Source organism: Marininema halotolerans (assembly GCF_900116235.1).
GTDB lineage: Bacteria > Bacillota > Bacilli > Thermoactinomycetales > DSM-45169 > Marininema > Marininema halotolerans.
Genome location: NZ_FPAA01000018.1, coordinates 1 through 23,013, shown reverse-complemented (window position 1 = coordinate 23,013; position 23,013 = coordinate 1). Strand labels below are relative to the sequence as shown.

Below are 23,013 nucleotides of genomic sequence, written 5' to 3'. Positions count from 1 at the left end.
CTTCGTTGGAGGAGGTTTCTGTTAGCATCATATCTGTAGGCGTAGGCCTCCTCTACCTAACCTTTGACATTTTTCTTGAAGTAGGTAAGTTGCTCCATCCCATCATGATCTATCAATAAGCACCTACTTTGGCCCTGACTGGATATCGGTCAATTCATTTCATTTAATATAAGTTCACTCGTCTCATTTTTCATCTTATAATATAAATGATCTTTGTTAACTGAGGGATCCTCCTTCAATATTGAAAAGCTTACATACCTTATCATCTCATCTTTATCCGTCAACCTTTTGTATGCCTCTTTACTTGCTATAGTTGAATTCAGTCTGGCCATCGAATTTAAAGCCCTTCGCTCAACATACTTGTTTTTATCGTTTAATAAGATAATTAGATGTTCAGTAAAGGAATGATCATCCTTTCTCCCGAGCAACTCTGCAATTTGCCATCGAGTATGATAGAGAGGAAACTTAACCCCTTCTCCAATCAATAAACGAAAGTTATCATAGCTGATTTTTTGTTCTAACAGGCTTAGTATATCTTCTACTTCATTATCAAGACCAAGCACCGTAAGGATAAGAGTTATCTCATTTTCTAAGAAAGCATGGGTTGTACTAGAAATCAAACGATCCGTTAGCTCAATGATTTTTTCCCAATCAGGGTATAATGTCGCATCCACTTCATAAGAAACACTTTCAACACTCAACATATTAACACCTGACCAATTCCAAAAACCATCTACTTCTTTATTTAATTGATGCGCTATATTCATGGAACCCATCCTTTACCTTTTGAAACACTTTACCTCCAAACCCCCTCAGTCAGATCAGTTCTTGTTAACCCTTTTGTCTATGGGTTCCGAGGAGGATTGTTTTTGTGCTCTAACACATACTTACCTTCATCAACAAGGGAATATTATTTCTGAGACAAAGATGTACGCCTCCCATATACTAGAATATTTTATCTACTTCTACTACCTCCCATATACCTTCAAGTTTTTCGCCATTGATAACAGCATTTTCACGCAGGAACTCTACATTCTTAAAATGTTGGACCGAGGCGTCATCGTAAAAACGGTATAGTACGTACCGACCTTCTTCATCACTCCCGGATCGACAAGCAGCATACTGTTCACCTTTATAGGAGAACTCAATATCATGACCCATTTGCAAATGGGTTAAAAACAGATCAAAGTTATATTTTTCGCCTCTTTTTCGGCCTCTGTATCTATCGTCCATTCCAATTGAACCTCCTAAGATCTTCGTCAACCACACTTCCTCCTTGGCAAACCACCATCACCTAAAAGAGAAGCCCCCCTACCCACATCGTTCAAAAGGGAAGTAGACAGAATGTAGTGGTCATCGCTTTGGTGCTCCTAAGTATTTGTGAATAAAATAGGCTGACGTTTTGCACACTCACACGCCATTTTATTTTAAAATATTACTCAAATTTTCTTATAATATCAGACATCACAAATACTCTTATATATATAAATTCATTATCCCTAATCTTTCTTTATGTGAGGTGGAATTTGATCAGGAAGAGGATTACGAACATTTATCACAGATTCATGGGATTTGGCACCAAATTCAGCGAAGTTTTTACGAGCTTGCTCCAAACTCATCGTATTTGCTCCACCAGCGTACGTTGGATCTTCTCTTTGAACGGGATCATCTTCCCAAAAGCATACCGCACAAATTTCGTACTCCCCTAGTGAATCTTCATCAAAAGTTAGATACCCACAGCATGGACATGGACTTTGAGTATACATATTCATCTCCCCCAACTCACTATTGCCAATGAAATTGCTTAATTCCATCCGTTGGATTAAACATAGTTATAGGGATTCCTTTGGCGTTTTTTGTTAGAAAAGTAATTAGGGTCAGGCGTGTTGATTATCCAGAAGTTGGATTGTGGAGGATGTGTGGAAGCACAAGAGACTTGCCATTGTCGCGGATGTAAAAAAGCGCTGTCCGCTCCAAATTATTTGAGGACGAGCAGGGGCAAACTCCCTTCGGGAAGTGAATTTGAGGATGTTCCTTGCCCCTAAACGCTCGACCTCATCTAATTCTCCGCTAGGTCCATGGCAAAGCTCTTTTTGCCCCTCACACGCCTCCTTTCCACTTCTAAAAACAGGTTAATCAACACGCCTGAATTAGGGTGGTTTATCTAAATTAACTTACACTAAAAGATGGTTTCAACGTACACTTCCTCCCAGACATCTTACTCTTCATCTCTTCTACAACCCTTAAACCTATCATCCATTTATACTCTACCTCCTAGGGGATTTCTTCATTCACTTCTTCTATATTATAATCGATAATAAAATTATCTTACAATAAATTTTCTATCTTCGTATACTCTCCCCTATATAATCCTTAAGTTTTTCATTATTTATGACAGCACTGTCCCTTTCTAGCCAAAATGAAAAACACCCTGCGATTAAACAATGTCTTTGGTCCACCTTAACCGATGGACTTTGTTCACTGTTTTCCATTAGGGGATTCTATCAATGGGCTCTATTTCATGTTGATGTTCTTTTCGATTTCAAATAGACTTTCATAAATATCGATTTTATCGATTTCCATGAGAGAATCATCATCTCTGATTACCGAATAATTCACTCTAATGAATAGAATAACCTCGAAGGCCTTCCTTCTTAATGCAGGGTATTCTAACCAATACTTTTTTTTCATTTTAGCCAATGCTAATAAGATCTCACCGTCAACTTTATAACCTCCAGCAGGGTCATCTTTTACTCGCTTGAGCCCTTCTTCAATCGCATAATCTACATAGAGATCTTGTCTGATCAATCTAGCGATATCATCTTCCCTGAGCTCTGACAATTTCTTTTTACGAATCCCGTCATACCATATTGGAAGGCCGTAAGGTCCAACAATGCCTTCATACTCAACCCCGTACAATCTTTCAATTTCTTCGATTGTAAGATCCATGAAAATCCCCTCACTTTACACTGCATCCAAAGTCAACTCCAGTGTATCTATTAAGATCGATGCATTCGCCGACAACCTCGGTTCAAAATCAATAGAATGTTTCATGTAGACTAACTCACCAGGCAATTGCGGAGCTTCATAGTTATGAAAAAATCTTAAATTAGAAAATAACATGATAAAAATCTCCTTCATTTCCTTTTTGTTTATTTATCAGTCGAAAAATCACTTCCCTTTTTTAAACAACCCATGTACTACCTCATTTTTTCTGGATCAACAATAAATTCTCATGTTCCGGTACCTTCTATAGAACACCTGGCGAATCCCATCTATTCATAAGATAAAATAGTATTCCTTTCAGGAGTAAATAAGGTCAATAGGAAAGATTGGATTCATTTCCAACTAACAAAGCTTGTTTCATCCATTTTAATTGTTTCCCGAAGTTCTTCTGCAATTCTTTCATCATTGGCTTGAAAGGAACGTAAACCAATTTTATCTACATTGTGATATACTACTACCCATTTTTGAAAGCATCTTAGTAATTTGGGTATTAAGATTTCTAATGAGGCTTGCTTATACATGTCACTTTCTCTATAGATAAGATTATTCATAACTAAAATATGCCTAGCAAAAGCAACATCTCTCTCAGGATATTGTACGCCACCATGAAGAGAAGAACATCCATTTTTATCGATAATAGAATGAATATAACTCCAATCGTAATTAATATAATTCACAGGAAGAAACTCCTTCACTGACTTCGCAATCGTTCTTTTACTATCTATGAATAACTCTCGTAAATGTCGTACCTCAAAATGAATTTCATTTGTCCATTTATACTCTTTCGGATCCTTACTGTATAAGTCACCACCAAAATTAACTAGATACTCCTGAAAATTTTTATTCTCCTGTATATCTGGTATCCAAATATCCAAATAAGATTCCAATGAAATACCCCCTTATTAATTGAACCTCACCCCCTACGCTAACACTAAAAGATAGGAGTGATTAGGAACTCCCGTCTACTAACAGGATAATTTCTTCCAAGAATAGACCGCCATCCCAGCGGCAAATGATCGGAGTCCCTCATGCAAGATGTTCTTGGGTGGATTGTATCTTGGTCGAGCATGGTGACAAGGTCATGTCAGGCATGTCCATGTTTTCGCAAGTTAAGTTTCTTTCCCTTTTTATTATGGTAGGCCACAGGTGGAGCATCGCTAACTGGAAGGGAACTGTTTCCCTACCTTCACCACGTTTCGCCCAGAAACTCTGACCATAACGCATCCGTAATCGAGTAAGCTAACTTCTTTTCGTACTGACAGAAATACTGGGACGGTTTGACTTTGGTTCATCCGTTAGAATGGCAAAGTCCTTAATCCCACGGTCGATACCAACGGCTCTATGGCTACGGGAACATAGAAACCCATCTTCTAGTTCGACAAAAACATCAATATGATCATTCTCTTTCTTATCGCCGTTGTAGAAAACAAGTGAAGTCTTATATTACCAACTATTTTTAATCAATAATATAAAAATATTTATTTTATATAGTTATTTCACGGCAAATTATTTTAAATGCAAACTTTTCTGAAGATCCACGAACTATTATTTCATCTTTCGATTTATCAAAAATAAAATTGAAATGATCATGTATTTCCCAACCTGAAATCTTTACTTCCTTAATCGATCTGAACCCTAGCGTCACGTTTAAAACATTGCAATTTTCCCATTCGACAGGGGGATAATCCGGAAATTTAGTTAACTCGATACTGATGTCTATCCCCTTCGTATTAAAACTCACCACAGTTACTACCGAATTGGATAAGGAAGGAACTTTATTGTAAAATTCTTTTATATCATTGGGGTTATCTAAATACTCTATCCACATATATATCCCTCCGCATCATAATATTCATGAAGTTTTTGATTACAACTTATACTTTATCGCCCCATGTTCTCGAAATATTTACGCAATCAAATTTACATCTAACTTCAAATGTTTTAGACGTTATTTCTAAACTTAATTTTCCATCGCTGCAGTTAGAAAACGTGACCTTTGAAGTATTCATACTGTTCCAACCATCCAATTCGAATTCAGATACGTTATATAAAATAATCCCCATAAAAGCTTGATTATAGTTATTCAATTTCCATCTGGGAGGCAAAGGTTCTGGCAACTTATTAAATTGAATAATAATGTTAAGTGCATTTTTATTAATTGATGAAAGTTTAACTATTCGAACCCTATCCAAGGAAGGTATATTATTATTGTATAGTTTTGATATAGGAAGAGGGTTATCTAAAAAGTTTATCCACATGGATCCAACCTTCATACTCCACATTTCATTGAATTCTTTGTGAGAAATTCTCTCAGCCTCACATTCTGGATCTGAGTCGATTTCCTCAACTGTTCCTACAGGTACTGGTGATAAAAAAGCTCCTTTCTCTACTTCTTCAGAAGCATATTCTACTTTCTCATCTTCATACAAGACGATCTTCCTTTTTTCATAACCTTCCGGATCTACTTCCATATAGTAAAAAATCGGTTCATTTTTTAAATCATGAATCCACTTTGCTTTTATATATTCCAATCAATCACACCCCATTTAAATTGATAATCGTATCAGGTATCGTACGATACCATGATCGAGAAAAATCAACTCTTTCCTGTACTTACTATTTTATTGGATGTATCTAAGGGATATTGGAATGGGTAGGGGCTACTTGCTTTTACCTCACTCTTGGCTCCTTCTATATCGTTTCTGGCGTCCATATCGCCGTAAGGATATGAATAGGATGAGCAATGGAATAGGCTAACTAATGATTCTCGTAGCCATCCTAATAAATTTCTTTTCAGGATCCCACATGAACTATTCCTTAAACCTGTATAACCTCAACTCATTTGATATTTTTTCACCTTCATTCTTCAAATCTAATTTTTCATATAACTTACGAGGTAATAAGAAATTCTCCTTGTATATCTGCTGAATACTTAACTCTTGTTGGTTTGTTAAACCACTTGCATCTTCTCCAATCATTGCAAAATCAAACGGTGATTCCTGAAAGATATCCTTAGCTAAAGTTATAAATAAATGATCTACCTTGAACAACCATGGATTTAACGAGTATAACAAAGGATATTGATATGAATATATTTTTTCAAGTACACTTTGCGATATTAATATATCTATCCAATCAGACTCGTCCTCAATTCTCGTTATTATTACTTTACAATCTACTATATAGTCATTAATTTCGACAGCAACATAGCAAGTCTTTCCGAATTCATTTAAATCAATGGGCAGCTCAATGGATTTCTTCGAGTAACTACCCTTCTCGTACCAGATGCCATGAATTATATCGCTTTTAATAAGAGCAGCCATTGCGTCATGAATTCTAATATCGTTTCCGGTTGGATTAAATTCCATAGATAATTCATAATATCCACCCATCCAATTGATATTATCGAGATATATTTTACTCATTTATGATCACTACCTTTAAATAGTAGCCAGCTAATAAATACATGGATACAACAATCCCTTATTTTATTTTGGGTTTTAGAAAAACTTTGCGTTGGATTTTATCCCCACGAAACGAAGATTTAAAAGCATTTCTTACGATTTTACAATGTTCATTATTAGAACTTGATCGTATTGATGCTCATACAATACATCTAATATCTCATGGCTTGCCGCTTTCTCTCTATCAACCTCATCATCGTTGATGTCTTCTGAGGCATAGTCTATAAAAATCAATGCAAGATTGTCTACCCACTCGTTATCTACATACTCTCTTAATACATCCACCAATTTTTTTATAGCATTCGGCACTTCCTCTATTTCTGGCCACTCATCAAATCCTAAATTACCCATATACTCCTCATCAACCATTTCTAGCACATATTCATGCCATTCTTCTTTTCCATAGTTCAACTTAACGGATTCCATCTCTTTTTTTCTCTTAATCGCCTTAAAACCAAGGTTAGAAAGGTCTCTCCTTAACTTCTTCTCATACTTTGGTTTCGACGTATCGAAGGTAACAAACTGACTACAATCAAAAATTGCATACTGACTTCCCATGTTTTCTCCTCATTCTGGATATTTACCATTATTCAAGTGATCATATAACTGTTTAATATCCTTTCCTCTTAGGGATGTCAATCCTTTTTTCATCCCAATTATGTGCATACGGTGTGCTTTAGGATTTCAATGAATGATTCAATCGATATCTAGTATCGCATTACCTTTATCGTCATAGTATCTTCTTGTATCTAATTGACCACATCGATTAGATCCGTCGAAGTGGTTAACATTCCTAATGAGAAGATCTCTTGATCCACTTTGCCCAGGTGTAGGAATAGGGCTTCAAGGCCTGTTTTACTATTCTTGTCCTTCTAGTGGACAATCGTCGCAAGAAGGTTGAAAAACCCGTCGTCATATTAATCTTTTTCAATACCCCATGTTGTAAATAAAAACGAATGTTCCTCGACTTCTACACATAATCCAGAATGCAAACATTCATCAACGATTATTACATCAAGATTTAATCTACACGATTCAACAATACTTTCTATAAGAAAAACACTTTTATTATATTCCAATTTTAACCCATATCTTCTTTTGAAATCTGGAATCTCATTTAAATTGAATACAATTAACCTTTCATTATTGTTCATTTTATAAATATACTCTTTTATATTTATCATTAATCTATTTATATCATATATTTTATTATTGTTATATCCCCAAATAACTTTATTATATATATTAGATATTATCTCTTCCGACTCTTTTAATGGAAGAAAATCCTCTACCTCTATTTCCAATCCCCATTTGTTTCTATATACTTTTTTCATAATATCGATTTCTCTTCTTGATTTATTTCTCGATATTATCTCTTTCAACCGTTCTTTTCTCTCCTTCATAGAGTAACACCTCATCCAAATAATTAGAAACATGAACGCAGCGAAACAAAGTACGTGTGATAATCTTCTTCCTCTAAATTGTAAACCGTCACACACTTCCGTGTCACCGTAAACACGTAACACGCTTTACATGATATGTAGGACTTTTCCTATCGCAAAATAAAATGCACTTTACAAGCCATTCCCTGCAAAGTGCAAAATGACAGTAATTTTCTTTTCTAAACTCAAAGATTATTTATCAAAAATCATCTCCCACACCTCAGTAGATTTAGTATATACATCCATTTCATTTGTATATGCATTTGGATACTTAACGTGTTCACTGATACATGGATTAAACCTAGAACAAATTCTCAATAGTTCTGTGAGTTCCTCACGTTTATCAGTTCCTAACAACTCAATACTACTGTCGGCAAAATTCAAACCATAAAGATCATGAAATTCATCACAGAAAGTATCACACTCTATCCATACTGGGTCCCCCTTCAGATAGCAATTAAAAATATAGGATAACCTCTCCATCATTGATTTTTCCTTCATAGTTCCTCCTTTGTATTATTTCAATTCTTTCACTTTAGGCACTGCTCCATATAAACCATAGCCTTATGCGTTTAGCAATATCTCTTCCTGCCTTAAATGGCCCATCCACCTATAACCCCTTCAAATTTTCTGGAGGGGTTTTGCATGTACTTCACTTTGCTTTCATCTCATCCTACAAAAAGAATCCCTGATTCGGTAGTTCTTCTTCAAAATCACAAGCAGCTACCGCTCTAAATCCCGATGAATCAAGCGATTGAAGTAATTTTCCTATCTCATCGATATATGTGGCTTGAGCACAGCTTTCTACTGGATCAATCTCTAGGAAATAACGAAAGTACAGAAATGAACCTTTCCCCTTCGTATGTTTCTTTATACAATTATAATCATCGTTAGTCATTAAAGACATATCACAACAATTCGTTGTAATACTACCAAAGAAACCTTTTTTCCCATTCGTTTTTTTTGTAATAATATTTACTAACTGATCAAAATCGATATTGGCATCTACAAATAACTTACAATACAGTTCATCGTATATCATCAGCACACCTCTTTACTTGGCCTTCATTTCGCAATCCTTTCACCATATGATGGTAATATCTTTCTTCTTGTTATCGTACTCCTTCAAAATTTGACTCTTAATAGAATTACTGTGACTCGATTACTCCTGCTAGCTTAATTCTTGCTCGTTCAACCGCTATCTTCAGACATCGAAGAGGTCCATTTTATAGTAATCACAACTCGTCATCATCATCCAGATTATCAATTTCCCCTTGAAATCTATCAACTAAAAAACTGTAGAAATCGTCAAATTTATCGATAGGGATAGGCTCCCATATTGCCCAGTTTATTATAGGGCATTCCCCATTTTCCATTCGTGATGTATCCAAACAGTACACATATTCGTCACAGTCCTCAATTACAACATATTGTTGTGGTAATTCGTACTGTCTGTACTCAATAGTTGTCTCTACAACAGGCACGACATTTTGGGTGATCCCTAAGATCTCTACCCCCCCAACGCCTCCATGACCATAATTCTGAATATACCATTTGTAACTATCTGGAAGCGCGACCTCTAACAACGCTTCCGCTTCTTTTAATTTACTCTCGGGCATTGGGTCGAAATAGTCCTCACCCTTTACCGCGTAATCTCTCATCATCTGTGCGATCATTTCCTGTTTGTTCATGCTGATTCCTCTCATTCTAGTAATTGGTTTAAACTTATTGTACATCACTAACGTTCGTACTTAATCTGTTTGAAGACATAAAAAAAGAACCATGACTATTTTATCTAGTCAATGGCACCATAATCAAAAGAGTTATACCACGGATTTTCTCTTTAAATCATAAAAATCGATTTCTTTTTTCTCGAATAGATCCTCAAGTGCTTCGCTTCCTTTTTCCTTAGCATAACGATATTCATTTTCTGAAATAGGTATAGCCATTAACCATGCGACTTTCTTATCAGGAAAATCAATGGTCTTTAACGATTCTTCCCACAAAAATGGAGGCACAAAGAGAATGTGTTTCATTTCAAAACTAGGATAGTACATTTCGATTACATCGTGATGTATTTTCCCCATACCGCATTCCATCTGAGAATTAATCACATTAAAGGCACAGGTACTTAATACATTCGGAAACCATTCAAACTCAGAATTAGCTGCACCCACAATCTCGGTCCTTAAAGGAACATCGCCTGCAGAATACCCAATTGAAAAATCGGAAAGTCCAATTGTAGCAGAAGAATTTATGCCTTCGTAGGGTCTGTTTTTGCATGTTACTAAATCCACATGACTATTCCTATTATCATCCCAGCATCTATATACTGACGGTGTTCCCCCAAATGAATGTAGGGCTGATTTTGCTATTATTTTTTTTTCTTCTGTCACGCTCATACCCATTCCTCCTAATCCCATCCTTAGAGAGATCTGATCCTAAAAAATTAGAGATTATCTATACTTAATCAACTTCTAAAATGATCACGGTTTCAAACTGATTCTCATAAAGTTCATCGATTATTTTATCACTGGTCACCCGAACTCTAGATACCCATTTTTCATTCTTTTTTTCAGGTGCACACCCAACAAACATGATCTTTAAGTCTCTTATCAACTTCAGATCCACGTAGTTTTTTAATACGGAAATCAACTTTTCTATGGGTACGGGTACCTCATTTTGTTGCGGCCACTCATTAGATTGAAGATATCCCAAGAATTCCAAATCAACCATTTCGAAAACATATTCAAGCCACTCTTCTTGATAATACTGTAATTTCACATTATCAATCTCTGCTTTAATTTTTATTTTTTCAAATTCCAGCTTCTTTAAATCTGCTTTTAAGTCATCCACTACACACGAATCATCTGTATTAAAGCTGACAAACTGACTACAATCAAATAATACATCATTCGACACCTTTCGCCCCCCCCCTACTTATAGTACTAGCCATTATTTAAGTGACCATATAACTGTTTACATCCTTTTCTCCGCGGGATGTTACTCTCTGTTTTTTATTTTATCTTCTTCTCCATAACAATCCTTATCACAAGTAAAAAGTCTCTATTTTAGATGTTATTTGACTAAATCAGCTCAAGTACCTTCATCTTCTATAATCCGTTTCAAATCTTCAATATAGTATTCGTAGAAATTCTTGTATTCCGGTAGACCTTCACCCTCAATCTGATCCCAAGCAACTACCGGACACTCCCCTTTTTCCATCTTACTAGTATCTAAACAAAGAATATAGGGTCCTATACTACTATTAATAACAACCATAGACTTTGGTAAGCCGAATTCTCTATAATACTCGGTTTCCTCGACCACTTTCAATGATCCTGAATTAATATTAACTCCATTTATTTCAGTTTCACAAGCTCCTCCAAAACCATACTCTCTTATAAACCACTTATAACTATCCGGGAACTGTACATTTAGCTTTTTTTCACACTCAATGATCTGTTCCGTACTTGCTCCGCCTCCAAAAAATACATCATCTTCATCAAATCCACAAAGAAGTTTCCTAATTTCCTTTTGCATTTTTTGAACAATCCTCCGTTTTTATTACCTTACATTTGATGGACATACCATTTATAACTATCTGGAAGAGCGACACCTAACAACGCCTCCATTTCTTTTACTTTACTCTCGGGTATTGAGTCGAAATAGTCCTCACCCTATACCGCGTAATCTCTCATCATCTGTGCGATTATTTCCTGCTTGCTCATTGTTAGTCCCTCCATTCCAAGTAATTCGTTTAAGCTTATTGTACTGTACTCTGATAATAAGAGGGAGCACTCATAGATTAGTGAGTGCTCCCTCTTATTATCAATAAAAATATCTCTACATTTTAATCGGTTTTTTATTTTATATATATTTTTTTATATTTATAATTGTATTCAAATAAAATCGAGCCTAGTTGGTCAGCCAATAAAGAAAAAATAGCTATCAAACTGCTACTAGCTCAATCATTTTATGGATTATAGAGTCAAACTCTCCTTCCTCTTTAATCTCTCTGTAGTAATATAACACCCTCTTTTGACTGTTAAAATCAAGCACTTCAAAGTCTACTAGCTTTGACTTCCATACCGTCATAGTACTCATACAGTTAGTAGACGAAAAGGAAAAGGAAACTTTTGGATCAGGTATATCTCTTCTTACTCCATTCAATTCTACTTTAATACCCATTTTTTCAAAATTCAACTGATTTTTCTTAACCCAATTTAAGAAAAATTCATGCATACTATTTTCCTCCCAAGTGCCTTATATTCTTAGCTTCAGGCATTTCAGTTGGAACACAACGCCCACGTTTTTACTCCATCTTGAACTATTTGAATTTGGACCCATAATATATACCCAATCCCTAATTTTATCTGTTTCCCATAAATATTTCTTGGGGACATCTACATAAATTCATCAATTTCCTTTTTTCGCTTCTTAAATATTTTAAGAGCTTCTGGCTCTCTTTCCATTAAATCATCAAAATGTTTATCATCCATCAGTTCTTGATATCCCCAAACTGCTGTAATTTCATCTTCTGTCCCTTTACTATGCGAAAAATACCATTCCATAGGGAGTATTTGGTTCACAACTTTGAATAAATCTGCAGGATACCAAAAAGGTAATGCTGGGTTTATACTATATGCCACAAGATAGTTAATGATATCTTTATATAAATACATACCATACACGATATATACGTGACCGATTTTCAGCTCATAGTATTCCGTGTATTCCTCTTCTGCTTCTGCATCCCAATATTTTTTTGGTAAATCCTTTCCCTTATTCGCAATGCATTGGACTCTCACTTTTCCATCTCCTTAATAGTCTTTTCAACTTAAAATCTCTACTTGCCTAGTTCGTGTATTTCTCACATAGCGAATTTCAATCGGAGTAGTTCTCTAAATTGAACCTCTTCTTAAAAGTTTAGGAACAACCAATTTAGCTTAGGAATCTTTAGTCGCCATTCATCTACTACTCAACCCTTACCATTTCCTTCGCCTAAAGGAGAAGTACCTTACCACATCATTCAAACTCATGGCATAGGTTAATTTAAAAATTGTTCGAACCACAATGTTTTCAGGTAACTGGGTTCCAATGTATGATAAAAAACTGTATCGGAAGCTAATATTAGAAGGAGTGTTTTCTTTTACAGTTCCTCACCATCATCACTACCTTCGAGTGAATTTTGAAAGATCGTATCTTCTATCGTTCCTTGAAATCTATCTACCAAAAAACCATAGACATAATCAGATTTATCTATAGGAATAGGCTCCTATTGCTCAGTTTATTATAGGGCACTCCCTGTTTTCCATTCGGGATGTATCTAAACAGTACACATATTCGTCACAGTCCTCAATTACAACATACTGTTGAGGCAATCCGTACTGTCTGTAATCAATAGTTGTCTCCACAACAGGCACATCATTTTGGGTGATCCCTAAGATATCCGCCCCTTCAATTCCAACATTACCATAGTTCTGAACATACCATTTATAACTATCTAGAAAATCGACATTTAGCAATGCCTCCGTTTCTTTTACTTTACTCTAGAGTGTTCGGTCGAAATAGTCCTCACCCTTTACCCCGTAATCTCTCATCATCTGTGTGATCATTTCCTGTTTGCCCATTGTTACTTCCTCCATTCCAAGTATTTCGTCTAATCCTATTGTACTGTACTCTGATAATAAGAGGGAGCACTCACTAAACAATGAGTGCTCCCTCTTATTATCAATAAAACGACCTTTCTACCATGTCCTCAACGACGACTATTCGTATAACGATGGTACCTCATATATTGCAAGGTTTGCGGAGTCCCTGAAATTTGACCCTGACTCAGCAATTCCTTATAGCGACTTAATAGCTGCTCAAATGACGCTGTATCATCTATTTCATGATGTTCAAAGAGAACCATCTTTCCCTCAGAATCTTGTACCTCGAGTTCGAAATTGCCATTATTTTTTACGCTCACTTTCCCAGTAAATCGATCAGTAACATTTGTCATTCTTGTATATGAATCATTGGGTCCAACTGGAGCTTCAACTTCCGAGATCGGGATCGATGAAAAAAATTCATTTGCATCACTTTTAATCCATTTTAAAAATCTTTCATTCATTGTTTATCGACTCCTTCTCACACTCTTTATTGATAGAGTAGTTCCTTGGATCCTTCTCTTGTCTAGCGATAAACCCATCCCAATCTCCATTCCAACAGGATGCTTGGATTTTAAACGTACGCAGTGTATCCACTGTATTTAACTGACCTTTTTGAAATACTTCTCTGTAATTGCTTAATATATGATCAAAGGATACGTTTTCATCGACAAGATGGTGTTCCCATAATACCGTATCTTGATTATCATTTATTATATGTATGTCCATACAGCCATTTTCCCACACAATTGCATCTCCAATTAATTCAATTCCTTTAATATTAGATTTAATATTAGTTATTTTAGAAGAAGGATTATCGATTTTGTGTTTTGTGTAATCAATTTCCACTTCTATTCCTGGTCCGAAATAATCTTCAGCATAATTTTGAATCCACTTCAAAAATAATTTATCCATAGGGATTCCTTCTCCATTTCTATAGTTAATTTCTCTATCACGAAACGAAGATTAAAAAATTATTTTTTACGATTTTACAATGTTCAATAGTAAAACTTGTTCGTATTGATGCTCATACAATACATCGAGTATCTCATGGCTCGCCGCTTTCTCTCTTACAACCCGATCAAGGGTGATGTCCTCTATGGCATAGTCTATATAAATCAACGAGAGATTTTCTACCCACTTGTTATCTACATACTCTCTTAATACATCCACCGATTATTTTATAGCATTCGGTACTTCCTCTACTTCTGGTCACTCATCAAATCCGAAGTTACCCAGATACTCCTCATCAACCATTTCTAGCACAAATTCACGCCATTCTTCTTTTCCATAGTTCAACTTAACGACTTCAATCTCTTTTTTTCTCTTCGCCTTAAAGCCAAGATTAGAAAGATCCCTCCTTAACTTCTTTTCATATTTTGGGTTCGACGTATCGAAGGTAACAAACTGACTACAATCAAAGATAATTGGCCGATTCATGTTTTCCCCTCATTCTAGATTTTTACTCTATAAAGCAGCATTTGTATGCATTAAAAACTCTTTTGGGGGCTTTAATTCATCATCGGCTATAAGTATTCTCGGTTTTGGCAAATCCGATTTTATAAAAATCAGTTCATACCTTACTCTAAAAAGCCCATCTTCTTCAGACACCTCTAAGGGAGTAGCATGAAAAGATAGTTCATAAACCCCCTTAGGAACTTTAAAGATATATTCTTCAGACATGATACTGCTTACTGCAACCTCTTCATTATCAACATAAAATGGAACTACAATTGAACGGACGCAGTCGTCATTCAACTGCATTTCGTTTTTTACACTTACGATTATGTCGCATTCCCAATCGGATAATGCTGCAAATGAGACAGAACCAGGGCGCCAAGAAAATCCTTGTTCCACATGCTCATCGACCCAATCATTAAAAGGATTTTTCAAATCTGCACGAAACACACAAAGTTGAGAAAAAGATATATCTAAACTAACCCGATCCCATGTCTTATTCATATTGAACACCTCAATTCTTATTCAATTTAAAAGATAAAGTACCGAAGCACCTTAAAGTAATCATTGTAATACCTATTATTAATTGAATAGAACGACCGCATGGATTATGCACCCAGACATGCCCATCCGTTGTAGACAATGCGAATAAAATTCCACCATGAACTGCAATGCCTCCAAGATCACAAAAAAGCTGCCGAAACAATAACAACAGCTTAAAAAACAGAAATAATCAAATATCATCTTCCTCATCTAAATTATCAACTATTACTTGAAAAGATTCTATTAAAAAACTAAGGAATTCATCAGATTGAGGGATTGCAACAGGGTCAGATATTGCCCAGTTAATTACAGGGCACTCACCATTTTTTATTTGCGCTGTATCCAAGCAGTAAATAAATTCGTCACAATCCTCAACGACAACATACTGTTGAGGCAATCCATATTGTCTATAATCAAGAGTCGTTTCTACAACAGGCATAACAGGCATGTCACTTTCGATAATTCCTAAAATACCTGATCCTTCAACACCCCCATGACCATAGCTCTGAACATACCAATTATAACTTTCCGGAAGCGTAACATTTAACATCGTTTCCGCTTCTTTGACTGTACTCTCGGATATTGATCCGAAGAAAGTTAGTCCTTGTTCTCCATAATCCCTCATCATCTGTGCGATTGTTTCCCGTTTGTTCACAACTGATTCCTCCACCATAAAAAATGATTTATGTATTATTTATTTATAATTTACCAATATTAATTCTTAAAATAGTTTTTATATTAAATTAAAATAGAACTAAACATAATAATTATCCCTCTTTCAATTATACCTTGAAGGAATTAATTATACTTTTCACAAATTTAATTCTAATGTAATTATCTTTTTAAATGGGAAAGTCAATCAATATTATTAATATATAAAAAGCCGATCCTAGGAAATGTTACCCCTTGTTGTTTAATCTTCATAGTATCCTTTTTTAAATACGATCACGCCGTCAACATTCCCGTTTTCTTCGATGTCAGGTATATATATACCAATTCCGTATTTAATAGAGGTAAGTCCACTATCATCTACTTCAAGTGAGTCATCGCCCATTTCAACAAACAATCGCTTAATTTCATCAAACTTTTTATCGAAAAAAAAACTGCCTTTAAATTCAGGAGATGAACTATCATTCATCTCTATCGCTACACATTTATCTTCGTTATTATAAAACACGTGCATTCCTGTATATTCATCTGTCAATTGTTCGCTCAAATACGTTTTTTTGAATTGACTTATGGGCTTACCCAATACCTCCCATATTTCATTTCTTTTCATACCCAATGAAATGTCTTTCCCCTCAACTATAATTCCTTGATATGGAATTATTTCAATTTCCATTTTATCTTCCTCACTTCCCCATCTGCTAATACAAATTTTTTTATGTCCAAACATTTGGATGAGACCTTCATCGTACTTGTTACCAAATTTTCACCTTTGGTATAGTCACCCACTGGATTACTCTGATAAACCCCAGCTACCATGCTGATATGCCCATCCAACTCCCTATACGTGATCAGATTTCCTACAGCAAAGGCATAGCGGCTATCCGTAGCCATGTCCATCGCGAGTCCCAGGTCCTGGGAAGCATCGCTGTAGGCGTCCCGAGTGTCAAAGCGGGCATGTGGGGTCGTAGTTCCGGAAGTCCATGTTGTAACTTTCCGCATCCGGGTCCCAGCGCTTGTGGTATAGCGATAGGGCTTGTACATCTGCGCTCGGTTGGTCTTCTCTGTATAGGCTGTAGCCGTAAGTGCCCAGAATGCCGCCTTCTTACAAGGTTCTCACCTCATTACTGAAAGCGACTTTATACTCGCACTATGCAAAAACACCCTATTAATTCTCTTTATTTTTACTATACCAATAATAAGTAATGATATTGATATTTACCTCATCCTCATTTAGACCAAAATTATTTATAAATATACTTAAATCACTAAATTTATTAAATAAAATATCATCTTCATTCCCCCAAGTTGCATCACATTCATCACAAACATAGATTATCAGATCCAACTCACTTATTTTAGCTTTAAAAATCAGGCCATTCCCATTACAACGAGGACATACTACTTTATCTTGAAATATCTCCATGGGTAACCTCCTAAATCAATTTTTAAAAGTATAGAATCAGGTGAAGTTTAACTTCACCTGACAAATTGAGGTTATAAAAACTATGAGGATAAGCCGTTATTATCTTAAATGTCCTGGTTTCACTACTATTCTAATAGTAGTCTCAGTCTCCCCATTTGTACCTACAACTCTTCCCATAGGAACTAGATATGCACCTGGATCATTTTTTAACGGAGGTCCCTTTCTTTGTCCATGCTTCATTAATCAACGGTATGGTTTCTTTTTGTAGGATCTGGTGAAGCATGTGCTTATATATGCTTCACCCTGTTACCATCAACTGAACCCTTACCATAATATAAGTCAGCTGATCATTCCCAATAGTCCCCTTAATTCGTAAGGTTACCCACACATGCTCATCCGAAACAAAGTACGTGTGGTAATCTTCTACCTCGAAATTATACACGGTCACGGGGTTTTCTTCACAGTGACACGCTTTACAGCACCTTATGTATAGGATACCGGGTAAACATAGTGGTCATTGAACATCAAGTTACATACAGATCCATATCAATCTCCGCCTTTATTTCGCGCAAAAAATCCACCAAAGCACAATCTATATATATTCCCGGGCAATAATTTTCCACTATTTTTATAACTACAAAAAACTTGCAATCCAATTCATATAACTTAGAAACACGACGTAAATCTGCTTTTTTATTTTCAAATAACACTATTATTTTTTGTAATTGTTCATTCATATCAAGAGACTCTTCATAACCAGTACTTATAGCCCAACTAGTTTCTTTTCTTGTGATATTTTTATCCGCTATCTTTTCTCCCTTTAACCATGAACTAGTCGGTTTAATGGATAATGCCTTTGTTACTTCATCTGGAGGAAATTCGTCACCCATTACCGCAAATTCAACCATGATCGTTGTTTTATCCATACAAGATCTTCTCCTTTTTCTTCTCTGCGCAATATTAATGGTTAAATTATTTGTTAATACATTATTTTAATGTTATTTTATATACTATTCTGTTGGTATTCTTTCACCTTTCCCCTTTACGATACATATATATTTGACTTGTATTTTAATCATAATACAAATCATAGCGGGCGATTTTAGCCTTCCTTTCAAGCCATTCTCTCTTTAATTCAAGGGCATCAATTCCCCTTCTTTTCAATCGATTGTCACTGATCTTCTTTATACTTAAGCCCTTCCCCCACCCCAGGAGTTGATATGCCCATCCAGCTCACTAAATGTATGCGGGATTTATAACCGTCCCCTCTTCCAACAGAAGACATGAATAGTATTTAATTCTATTCATTCTCCGTTTACAATTCCATAATAGTGAAAGTGTTTCAATGTTAGATAAAAAAACTGTCGCAAAATTATCGACAGCTTAAAAAACATAGGGAATTCATTTATAGTAATTACAACTCGTCATCGTCATCCAGATTATCAATTTCCTCTTGAAATCTATCAACTAAAAAACTGTAGAAATCGTCAAATTTATCGATAGCGATAGGTTCCCATATTGCCCAGTTTATTATAGGGCACTCCCCATTCTCCATTCGGGATGTATCCAAACAGTACACATATTCGCCACAATCCTCAACGACAACATACTGTGGAGGCAATCCATGCTGTCTGTAATGAACAGTTTCCTCCACGACAGGCATAGCAATGTGGGCGATCCCTAAGATCTCTACCCCCTCAACGCCTCCATGACCATAGTTCTGAATATACCATTTGTAACTATCTGGGAAATTTACCTCTAGCAACGCTTCCGCTTCTTATAATTTTACTCTCGGGCATTGGGTCGAAATAGCCCTCACCTTTTACAGCGTAATCTTTCATCATCTGTGCGATTATTTCCTGTTTGTTCATTACTAATTCCTCTCATTCTAGTAATTCGTTTAAACATATTGTACATCACTAGCGTTCGTACTTAATCTGTCTTCGAATATACCCTCAAGTATTATGCAAAATACCTTTCCGCGAAGAAAACCCCTGCGAAAGGTGAGTTCTCAGTATATATCAGTCAATAATACTAGTCCGGTTAAAATCAATTAAATCAGGGTCTACTTTTTCAAGTTTATCTTCGAATTTATTCCATCCGTTTTTATGAACAAATTTAGCTTCAGCTGAAGTTATGGGAATTAACCACGCTTGAACAATTGGTACATCCTTATCCTTATGAAATACATGAAATGAATCTGGAAAGTACACAGGTATAGAAACATATAATGCTTCTAAAGAAGAGTCTTGAAACAATGGCCCTCTGGGACCGATAACTTCTCCCCTTAGATACGGCGAATGAGTTTCCAATGCTTTCATTCCTACTTGTTCGAGAATACCAGGAATATTTTGATCCCCAAAATTCAAATCAGCTACTATAAGTAGCTCTTGTCTAATTTCTTTTTGTGAATCCGAGTATTTCAAATTATGATGACTTATCCCTAGAGTAGAATAGGTTACCGTCCCCGGAAAAGGACCTCGTTTGTATTTCACAATATTGAATGGATAATTACTTCCTTCACCTACCCGCCACCCACACTCAATTTCCCCCAACTGTTTTTCTAAAAAGCTGATATAGTTATCCATGTACTTTTTCTACTCCCTATTTCCTCGACTTCGATTGCAAGAAGCGCAGTCAAACCTTGTTTCTCTTTGATAATCATCTAATACCCCTTTGCGTTTAGCTCCATCTGGGAAATTTCTATTTGTCCACGCAGGTTGATGATCGATATCCCATTCACGATGCTTACTGGAAAGGGACGAACCTTGACTTCTAACTTGCCCCTTTTGATTCGCTCCTTTTGCAAACCGAATCACCAATACCCTACATTATTGCCAACTTGATTTGCCGATGGCATCGTAGCCGTAGGTGAAGGCTTTCTTCTCAGGGTCTTTCTCCGTGGTGTGTTCCACCAGGCGCACCGCATCGGCGATCACGGTGCCGATGGCATCATTACTCAAGGTGATTTTTTGCCCATCCCCTTTTTTAAAAGCATAGGTACCAACGCTTACCTACTGCCCCTATTCTCTTACTGGTTCACCTTTTTGACGGTGCTACCCCCAGCATAGTTAATCGTATAAGGCGCATCCGTGGCGCGGTCCTTGTAGCTGAGGTAGCGCACATAGACATCATAGCAGGTGTCTCCCGGAATGGAGAAGTTCCAGGTAAAGATGTCTTCCCCTGTCCCACTGTGGTTCCAGAGAAAATCCTTACTGAAACGCTCGGACAGACTGGTGGAGGATGATTAATAATCAGAATCTGTAATATCTGTACTCCAATTACTCCAATGGGTATTCGGAGTTTCATTTTTAATTAAATCCGGGTCACCAATTTGGATCGCTTTTGCAAGATTTTCGAAAAACCCGTGTTTACTCGGGTGCTCATATTCATGATTCCAACTATCTGTTCGATAGAATAAACTTATTTTATCTAAATTCAAAGCAGAGAAAATATCTTCATCTTCCAACCATAATTTATTATTATATAAATAACCAACCATTCTAATAAATGAAGTTGGCGAAAAGGATTCCCTATCAATTCCAGCTTTTTGATAGTCATTTAAGTTAGGTAAATAACTAATGTCTTCCCCCCATATTTTTATACACATCTCTTCTACTGGAGAAACTATAAACTTCCCTTCTTCATCTATAAAAGGGAATTCAGATCCTTTATCATCCGATATAAATTCAAACATTTGAATAGGACCTACTTCTTCAATACAATTACCAAAAGCGTATAAATCATTAATAAATATTTGACTAGGTATAAAGTACCCCACCATTTCAAAGGTGATTAACCAGTGTTGCTCATCTCTAAAAACAGATAGTCTCATTTGGGACATGTCTATATGAAAATTATCTGGATTTGGAAATGAAAATGAATTTGCAGCTTCTTCAAATTGACTCATAATATCATGGTAAATTGATATAACTATCATCCTTTTTTTATAAATAGACGTGATTGATGATCAAGAACAAGCCGTTTAAAATTACGTTGACTCTTGCTACCATATGATAGGGTGTGATAATCTTCTACTTCAAAATTATACACCGTCACGTACTTTTGCGTATCGTGACGCGCTTTACAAGTAAGCTTCCTCTATCGTCCTCGGATCTCCCCGTTGCATATCCTTCGCATTCACCCAACCCTCTTCCCTTTGACCTAGAAGGGATACTCCGCAGTGGTTTGAATCTTCTCAATACCGACCGACGGTGCCTTCTTAACTCTCTTGTAGCAGACTTTGTTCGTATAATAAGCTTGTCAATGTTTCTTATTAAATTCTGTGTTTATAACATCAATAATTCAGAATTCGATTCCCTATCATAAAATATTCGGTTCCAAAATTCATCATGAAGCTTTGTAAAATCATAATTATCTTTGAGAATACTAAGGTCTGCAACAATAAAACACCTTAAAAGTGTAGGTTCCCAATCTACAAATTCAAGAGGGAATTTGTCTTTTTCCTTTTCGCAATCAACCAACTCTTTAGAAATACCAAACATTATATCGATAACCTCATAAAAAAAGTCAGGATTATTTTTATAAAGCAAGTGAGCATTATCCCACAATATATAATGATTAAAATCTGAGTTCGATCCATAACCACAAGTTCGTAATAGATCCATAAAGGCAGCCATATTATGACCAAACCCTTTTATTAAAGGCATCTTATTGCTAAATTCTTTGAAGAAACTTTTTTCTGATAAAGTTTTACTTCCATCGATTTCATACAAAATACATTCATTATTCTGTACCTCTTTTTTAATATAATTCGATATTATATTTATGTTTTTATTTTCAGAAGTGCACACTGCATTTCTAGGTTTATTAGAATTAATAATTTTATCCAATTTAGACAGCACGTTATCTCACCCTTTAACTCCAAACACTTATTTTGAACCTCCCCCACCTACGCTAACGCTAAGAGGTGGGGGATTCTTGGAAGCTCCCATCGACTGACAGGATCAAATCCAAGCTTAAACCGTCGTCCCAACGGCAAGTAATCGAAGTCCTTCTTGCAAAATGTTCTTCGATGCATTGATGTCTCGATCATGATGGGAGTGGCACGTAGGACATGTCCATTCTCGTAGGTTGAGGTTTTTTACGTTCTTATTGCGGTTGCCACAGGATGAGCATAGCTGACTGGAAGGGAACTGTTTCCCCACCTTCACCACGTTTCGTCCATGCCATTCTGCCTTGTAGGTGAGCATGGCAACAAACTCCGACCAGGATGCATCCGTGATCGATTTGGCTAACTTGTGATTCTTTACCATGTTCTTGACACCAAGATTTTCGATGCAGATCGTTTGGTTTTCACGAATCAGCTTCGAAGACAGTTTATGGAGAAAGTC

Annotated in this window: 34 protein-coding genes and 2 pseudogenes; all 36 read right to left on the bottom strand. The window is 36.1% G+C overall.

Annotated features, from left to right (window positions below; translation table 11 throughout):
- Positions 1–149: 149 nt before the first annotated feature.
- Positions 150–767 carry a HEAT repeat domain-containing protein gene (locus CHX35_RS16455; RefSeq protein ID WP_140413645.1) on the bottom strand — a complete coding sequence of 206 codons (618 nt, stop codon included), beginning with the start codon at positions 765–767 and terminating at the stop codon, positions 150–152.
- Positions 768–945: 178 nt separating this feature from the next.
- A complete protein-coding gene (locus CHX35_RS16450) occupies positions 946–1,263 on the bottom strand; it encodes a hypothetical protein (RefSeq protein ID WP_091839651.1) in 318 nt (105 codons plus the stop codon).
- A 236-nt stretch (positions 1,264–1,499) separates the two neighbouring features.
- Positions 1,500–1,766, bottom strand: a complete 267-nt coding sequence (locus CHX35_RS16445) for a CPCC family cysteine-rich protein (protein WP_091839648.1) — start codon at positions 1,764–1,766, stop codon at positions 1,500–1,502.
- Between the two features lie 748 nt (positions 1,767–2,514).
- Positions 2,515–2,949, bottom strand: a complete 435-nt coding sequence (locus CHX35_RS16440) for a contact-dependent growth inhibition system immunity protein (protein WP_091839645.1) — start codon at positions 2,947–2,949, stop codon at positions 2,515–2,517.
- Between the two features lie 389 nt (positions 2,950–3,338).
- Positions 3,339–3,893, bottom strand: a complete 555-nt coding sequence (locus CHX35_RS16435; protein ID WP_091839642.1) for a hypothetical protein — start codon at positions 3,891–3,893, stop codon at positions 3,339–3,341.
- A 596-nt stretch (positions 3,894–4,489) separates the two neighbouring features.
- Positions 4,490–4,834, bottom strand: coding sequence for an Imm50 family immunity protein (locus CHX35_RS16430; protein WP_091839639.1), 345 nt, complete (start codon positions 4,832–4,834; stop codon positions 4,490–4,492).
- Positions 4,835–4,880: 46 nt separating this feature from the next.
- Positions 4,881–5,537, bottom strand: a complete 657-nt coding sequence (locus CHX35_RS16425; protein WP_091839635.1) for a DUF6881 domain-containing protein — start codon at positions 5,535–5,537, stop codon at positions 4,881–4,883.
- Between the two features lie 279 nt (positions 5,538–5,816).
- The gene (locus CHX35_RS16420) at positions 5,817–6,431 is read right to left on the bottom strand and encodes a hypothetical protein (RefSeq protein WP_091839632.1); all 615 of its coding nucleotides are present in this window, start codon (positions 6,429–6,431) and stop codon (positions 5,817–5,819) included.
- 132 nt (positions 6,432–6,563) lie between these two features.
- Positions 6,564–7,028: a hypothetical protein gene (locus tag CHX35_RS16415; RefSeq protein WP_091839629.1), complete on the bottom strand. Its 465-nt coding sequence runs from the start codon at positions 7,026–7,028 to the stop codon at positions 6,564–6,566.
- Between the two features lie 359 nt (positions 7,029–7,387).
- Positions 7,388–7,873 (bottom strand): hypothetical protein, encoded by a 486-nt coding sequence (locus tag CHX35_RS16410; RefSeq protein WP_091839627.1) that lies wholly within the window; start codon positions 7,871–7,873, stop codon positions 7,388–7,390.
- 231 nt (positions 7,874–8,104) lie between these two features.
- On the bottom strand, positions 8,105–8,413 hold the full coding sequence (locus CHX35_RS16405) for a hypothetical protein (protein ID WP_091839624.1): 309 nt from the start codon (positions 8,411–8,413) through the stop codon (positions 8,105–8,107).
- 172 nt (positions 8,414–8,585) lie between these two features.
- On the bottom strand, positions 8,586–8,954 hold the full coding sequence (locus tag CHX35_RS16400; protein WP_091839621.1) for a hypothetical protein: 369 nt from the start codon (positions 8,952–8,954) through the stop codon (positions 8,586–8,588).
- 193 nt (positions 8,955–9,147) lie between these two features.
- Complete coding sequence (locus CHX35_RS16395; protein WP_176392153.1) at positions 9,148–9,603, bottom strand: SMI1/KNR4 family protein; 456 nt, start codon at positions 9,601–9,603, stop codon at positions 9,148–9,150.
- A gap of 132 nt (positions 9,604–9,735) precedes the next feature.
- Positions 9,736–10,314 (bottom strand): suppressor of fused domain protein, encoded by a 579-nt coding sequence (locus CHX35_RS16390; RefSeq protein WP_091839616.1) that lies wholly within the window; start codon positions 10,312–10,314, stop codon positions 9,736–9,738.
- Between the two features lie 64 nt (positions 10,315–10,378).
- Positions 10,379–10,834: a hypothetical protein gene (locus CHX35_RS16385; protein WP_091839613.1), complete on the bottom strand. Its 456-nt coding sequence runs from the start codon at positions 10,832–10,834 to the stop codon at positions 10,379–10,381.
- Between the two features lie 174 nt (positions 10,835–11,008).
- Entirely contained in the window at positions 11,009–11,455 is a 447-nt protein-coding gene (locus CHX35_RS16380; protein WP_091839610.1) for an SMI1/KNR4 family protein, read from the bottom strand.
- 408 nt (positions 11,456–11,863) lie between these two features.
- On the bottom strand, positions 11,864–12,157 hold the full coding sequence (locus tag CHX35_RS16375) for an immunity protein TriTu family protein (RefSeq protein WP_091839607.1): 294 nt from the start codon (positions 12,155–12,157) through the stop codon (positions 11,864–11,866).
- A 161-nt stretch (positions 12,158–12,318) separates the two neighbouring features.
- Positions 12,319–12,723, bottom strand: a complete 405-nt coding sequence (locus CHX35_RS16370) for a hypothetical protein (RefSeq protein WP_091839605.1) — start codon at positions 12,721–12,723, stop codon at positions 12,319–12,321.
- 474 nt (positions 12,724–13,197) lie between these two features.
- Positions 13,198–13,449: pseudogene (locus tag CHX35_RS18180) on the bottom strand (SMI1/KNR4 family protein); the annotation flags it as partial.
- Between the two features lie 224 nt (positions 13,450–13,673).
- Complete coding sequence (locus CHX35_RS16360) at positions 13,674–14,030, bottom strand: hypothetical protein (protein ID WP_091839599.1); 357 nt, start codon at positions 14,028–14,030, stop codon at positions 13,674–13,676.
- A complete protein-coding gene (locus CHX35_RS16355) occupies positions 14,023–14,481 on the bottom strand; it encodes a hypothetical protein (RefSeq protein ID WP_091839596.1) in 459 nt (152 codons plus the stop codon). The genes CHX35_RS16360 and CHX35_RS16355 overlap by 8 nt, the downstream gene beginning before the upstream one ends.
- A 297-nt stretch (positions 14,482–14,778) precedes the next feature.
- Positions 14,779–15,006, bottom strand: a complete 228-nt coding sequence (locus CHX35_RS16345; RefSeq protein ID WP_091839590.1) for a hypothetical protein — start codon at positions 15,004–15,006, stop codon at positions 14,779–14,781.
- 27 nt (positions 15,007–15,033) lie between these two features.
- Positions 15,034–15,528, bottom strand: a complete 495-nt coding sequence (gene comJ, locus CHX35_RS16340; protein WP_091839588.1) for a competence protein ComJ — start codon at positions 15,526–15,528, stop codon at positions 15,034–15,036.
- Between the two features lie 229 nt (positions 15,529–15,757).
- Complete coding sequence (locus tag CHX35_RS16335; protein ID WP_176392152.1) at positions 15,758–16,222, bottom strand: SMI1/KNR4 family protein; 465 nt, start codon at positions 16,220–16,222, stop codon at positions 15,758–15,760.
- A 258-nt stretch (positions 16,223–16,480) separates the two neighbouring features.
- Positions 16,481–16,909 carry a hypothetical protein gene (locus CHX35_RS16330; protein ID WP_091839582.1) on the bottom strand — a complete coding sequence of 143 codons (429 nt, stop codon included), beginning with the start codon at positions 16,907–16,909 and terminating at the stop codon, positions 16,481–16,483.
- Positions 16,894–17,235 carry a hypothetical protein gene (locus CHX35_RS16325; RefSeq protein ID WP_140413644.1) on the bottom strand — a complete coding sequence of 114 codons (342 nt, stop codon included), beginning with the start codon at positions 17,233–17,235 and terminating at the stop codon, positions 16,894–16,896. The genes CHX35_RS16330 and CHX35_RS16325 overlap by 16 nt, the downstream gene beginning before the upstream one ends.
- A gap of 166 nt (positions 17,236–17,401) precedes the next feature.
- A complete protein-coding gene (locus tag CHX35_RS16320) occupies positions 17,402–17,659 on the bottom strand; it encodes a hypothetical protein (protein WP_091839576.1) in 258 nt (85 codons plus the stop codon).
- Positions 17,660–18,183: 524 nt separating this feature from the next.
- Positions 18,184–18,585, bottom strand: coding sequence for a DUF4279 domain-containing protein (locus tag CHX35_RS16315; protein ID WP_091839573.1), 402 nt, complete (start codon positions 18,583–18,585; stop codon positions 18,184–18,186).
- Between the two features lie 488 nt (positions 18,586–19,073).
- The gene (locus CHX35_RS16310; RefSeq protein WP_091839570.1) at positions 19,074–19,424 is read right to left on the bottom strand and encodes an SMI1/KNR4 family protein; all 351 of its coding nucleotides are present in this window, start codon (positions 19,422–19,424) and stop codon (positions 19,074–19,076) included.
- 256 nt (positions 19,425–19,680) lie between these two features.
- Entirely contained in the window at positions 19,681–20,247 is a 567-nt protein-coding gene (locus CHX35_RS16305) for a suppressor of fused domain protein (RefSeq protein WP_091839568.1), read from the bottom strand.
- A gap of 9 nt (positions 20,248–20,256) precedes the next feature.
- The gene (locus tag CHX35_RS18175) at positions 20,257–20,478 is read right to left on the bottom strand and encodes a GH-E family nuclease (RefSeq protein ID WP_176392151.1); all 222 of its coding nucleotides are present in this window, start codon (positions 20,476–20,478) and stop codon (positions 20,257–20,259) included.
- Positions 20,479–20,490: 12 nt separating this feature from the next.
- Positions 20,491–20,661 (bottom strand): annotated as a pseudogene (locus CHX35_RS18065) (hypothetical protein); the annotation flags it as partial.
- Positions 20,662–20,690: 29 nt separating this feature from the next.
- Entirely contained in the window at positions 20,691–20,891 is a 201-nt protein-coding gene (locus tag CHX35_RS18190) for a golvesin C-terminal-like domain-containing protein (protein ID WP_483869407.1), read from the bottom strand.
- A 15-nt stretch (positions 20,892–20,906) separates the two neighbouring features.
- Entirely contained in the window at positions 20,907–21,569 is a 663-nt protein-coding gene (locus CHX35_RS16295) for a DUF7003 family protein (RefSeq protein WP_091839563.1), read from the bottom strand.
- Positions 21,570–21,948: 379 nt separating this feature from the next.
- Positions 21,949–22,524, bottom strand: coding sequence for a barstar family protein (locus CHX35_RS16290; protein ID WP_091839560.1), 576 nt, complete (start codon positions 22,522–22,524; stop codon positions 21,949–21,951).
- Positions 22,525–22,638: 114 nt separating this feature from the next.
- The coding region (locus CHX35_RS16285) for an RNA-guided endonuclease TnpB family protein (RefSeq protein ID WP_140413643.1) at positions 22,639–23,013 on the bottom strand (375 nt) is incomplete at its 5' end.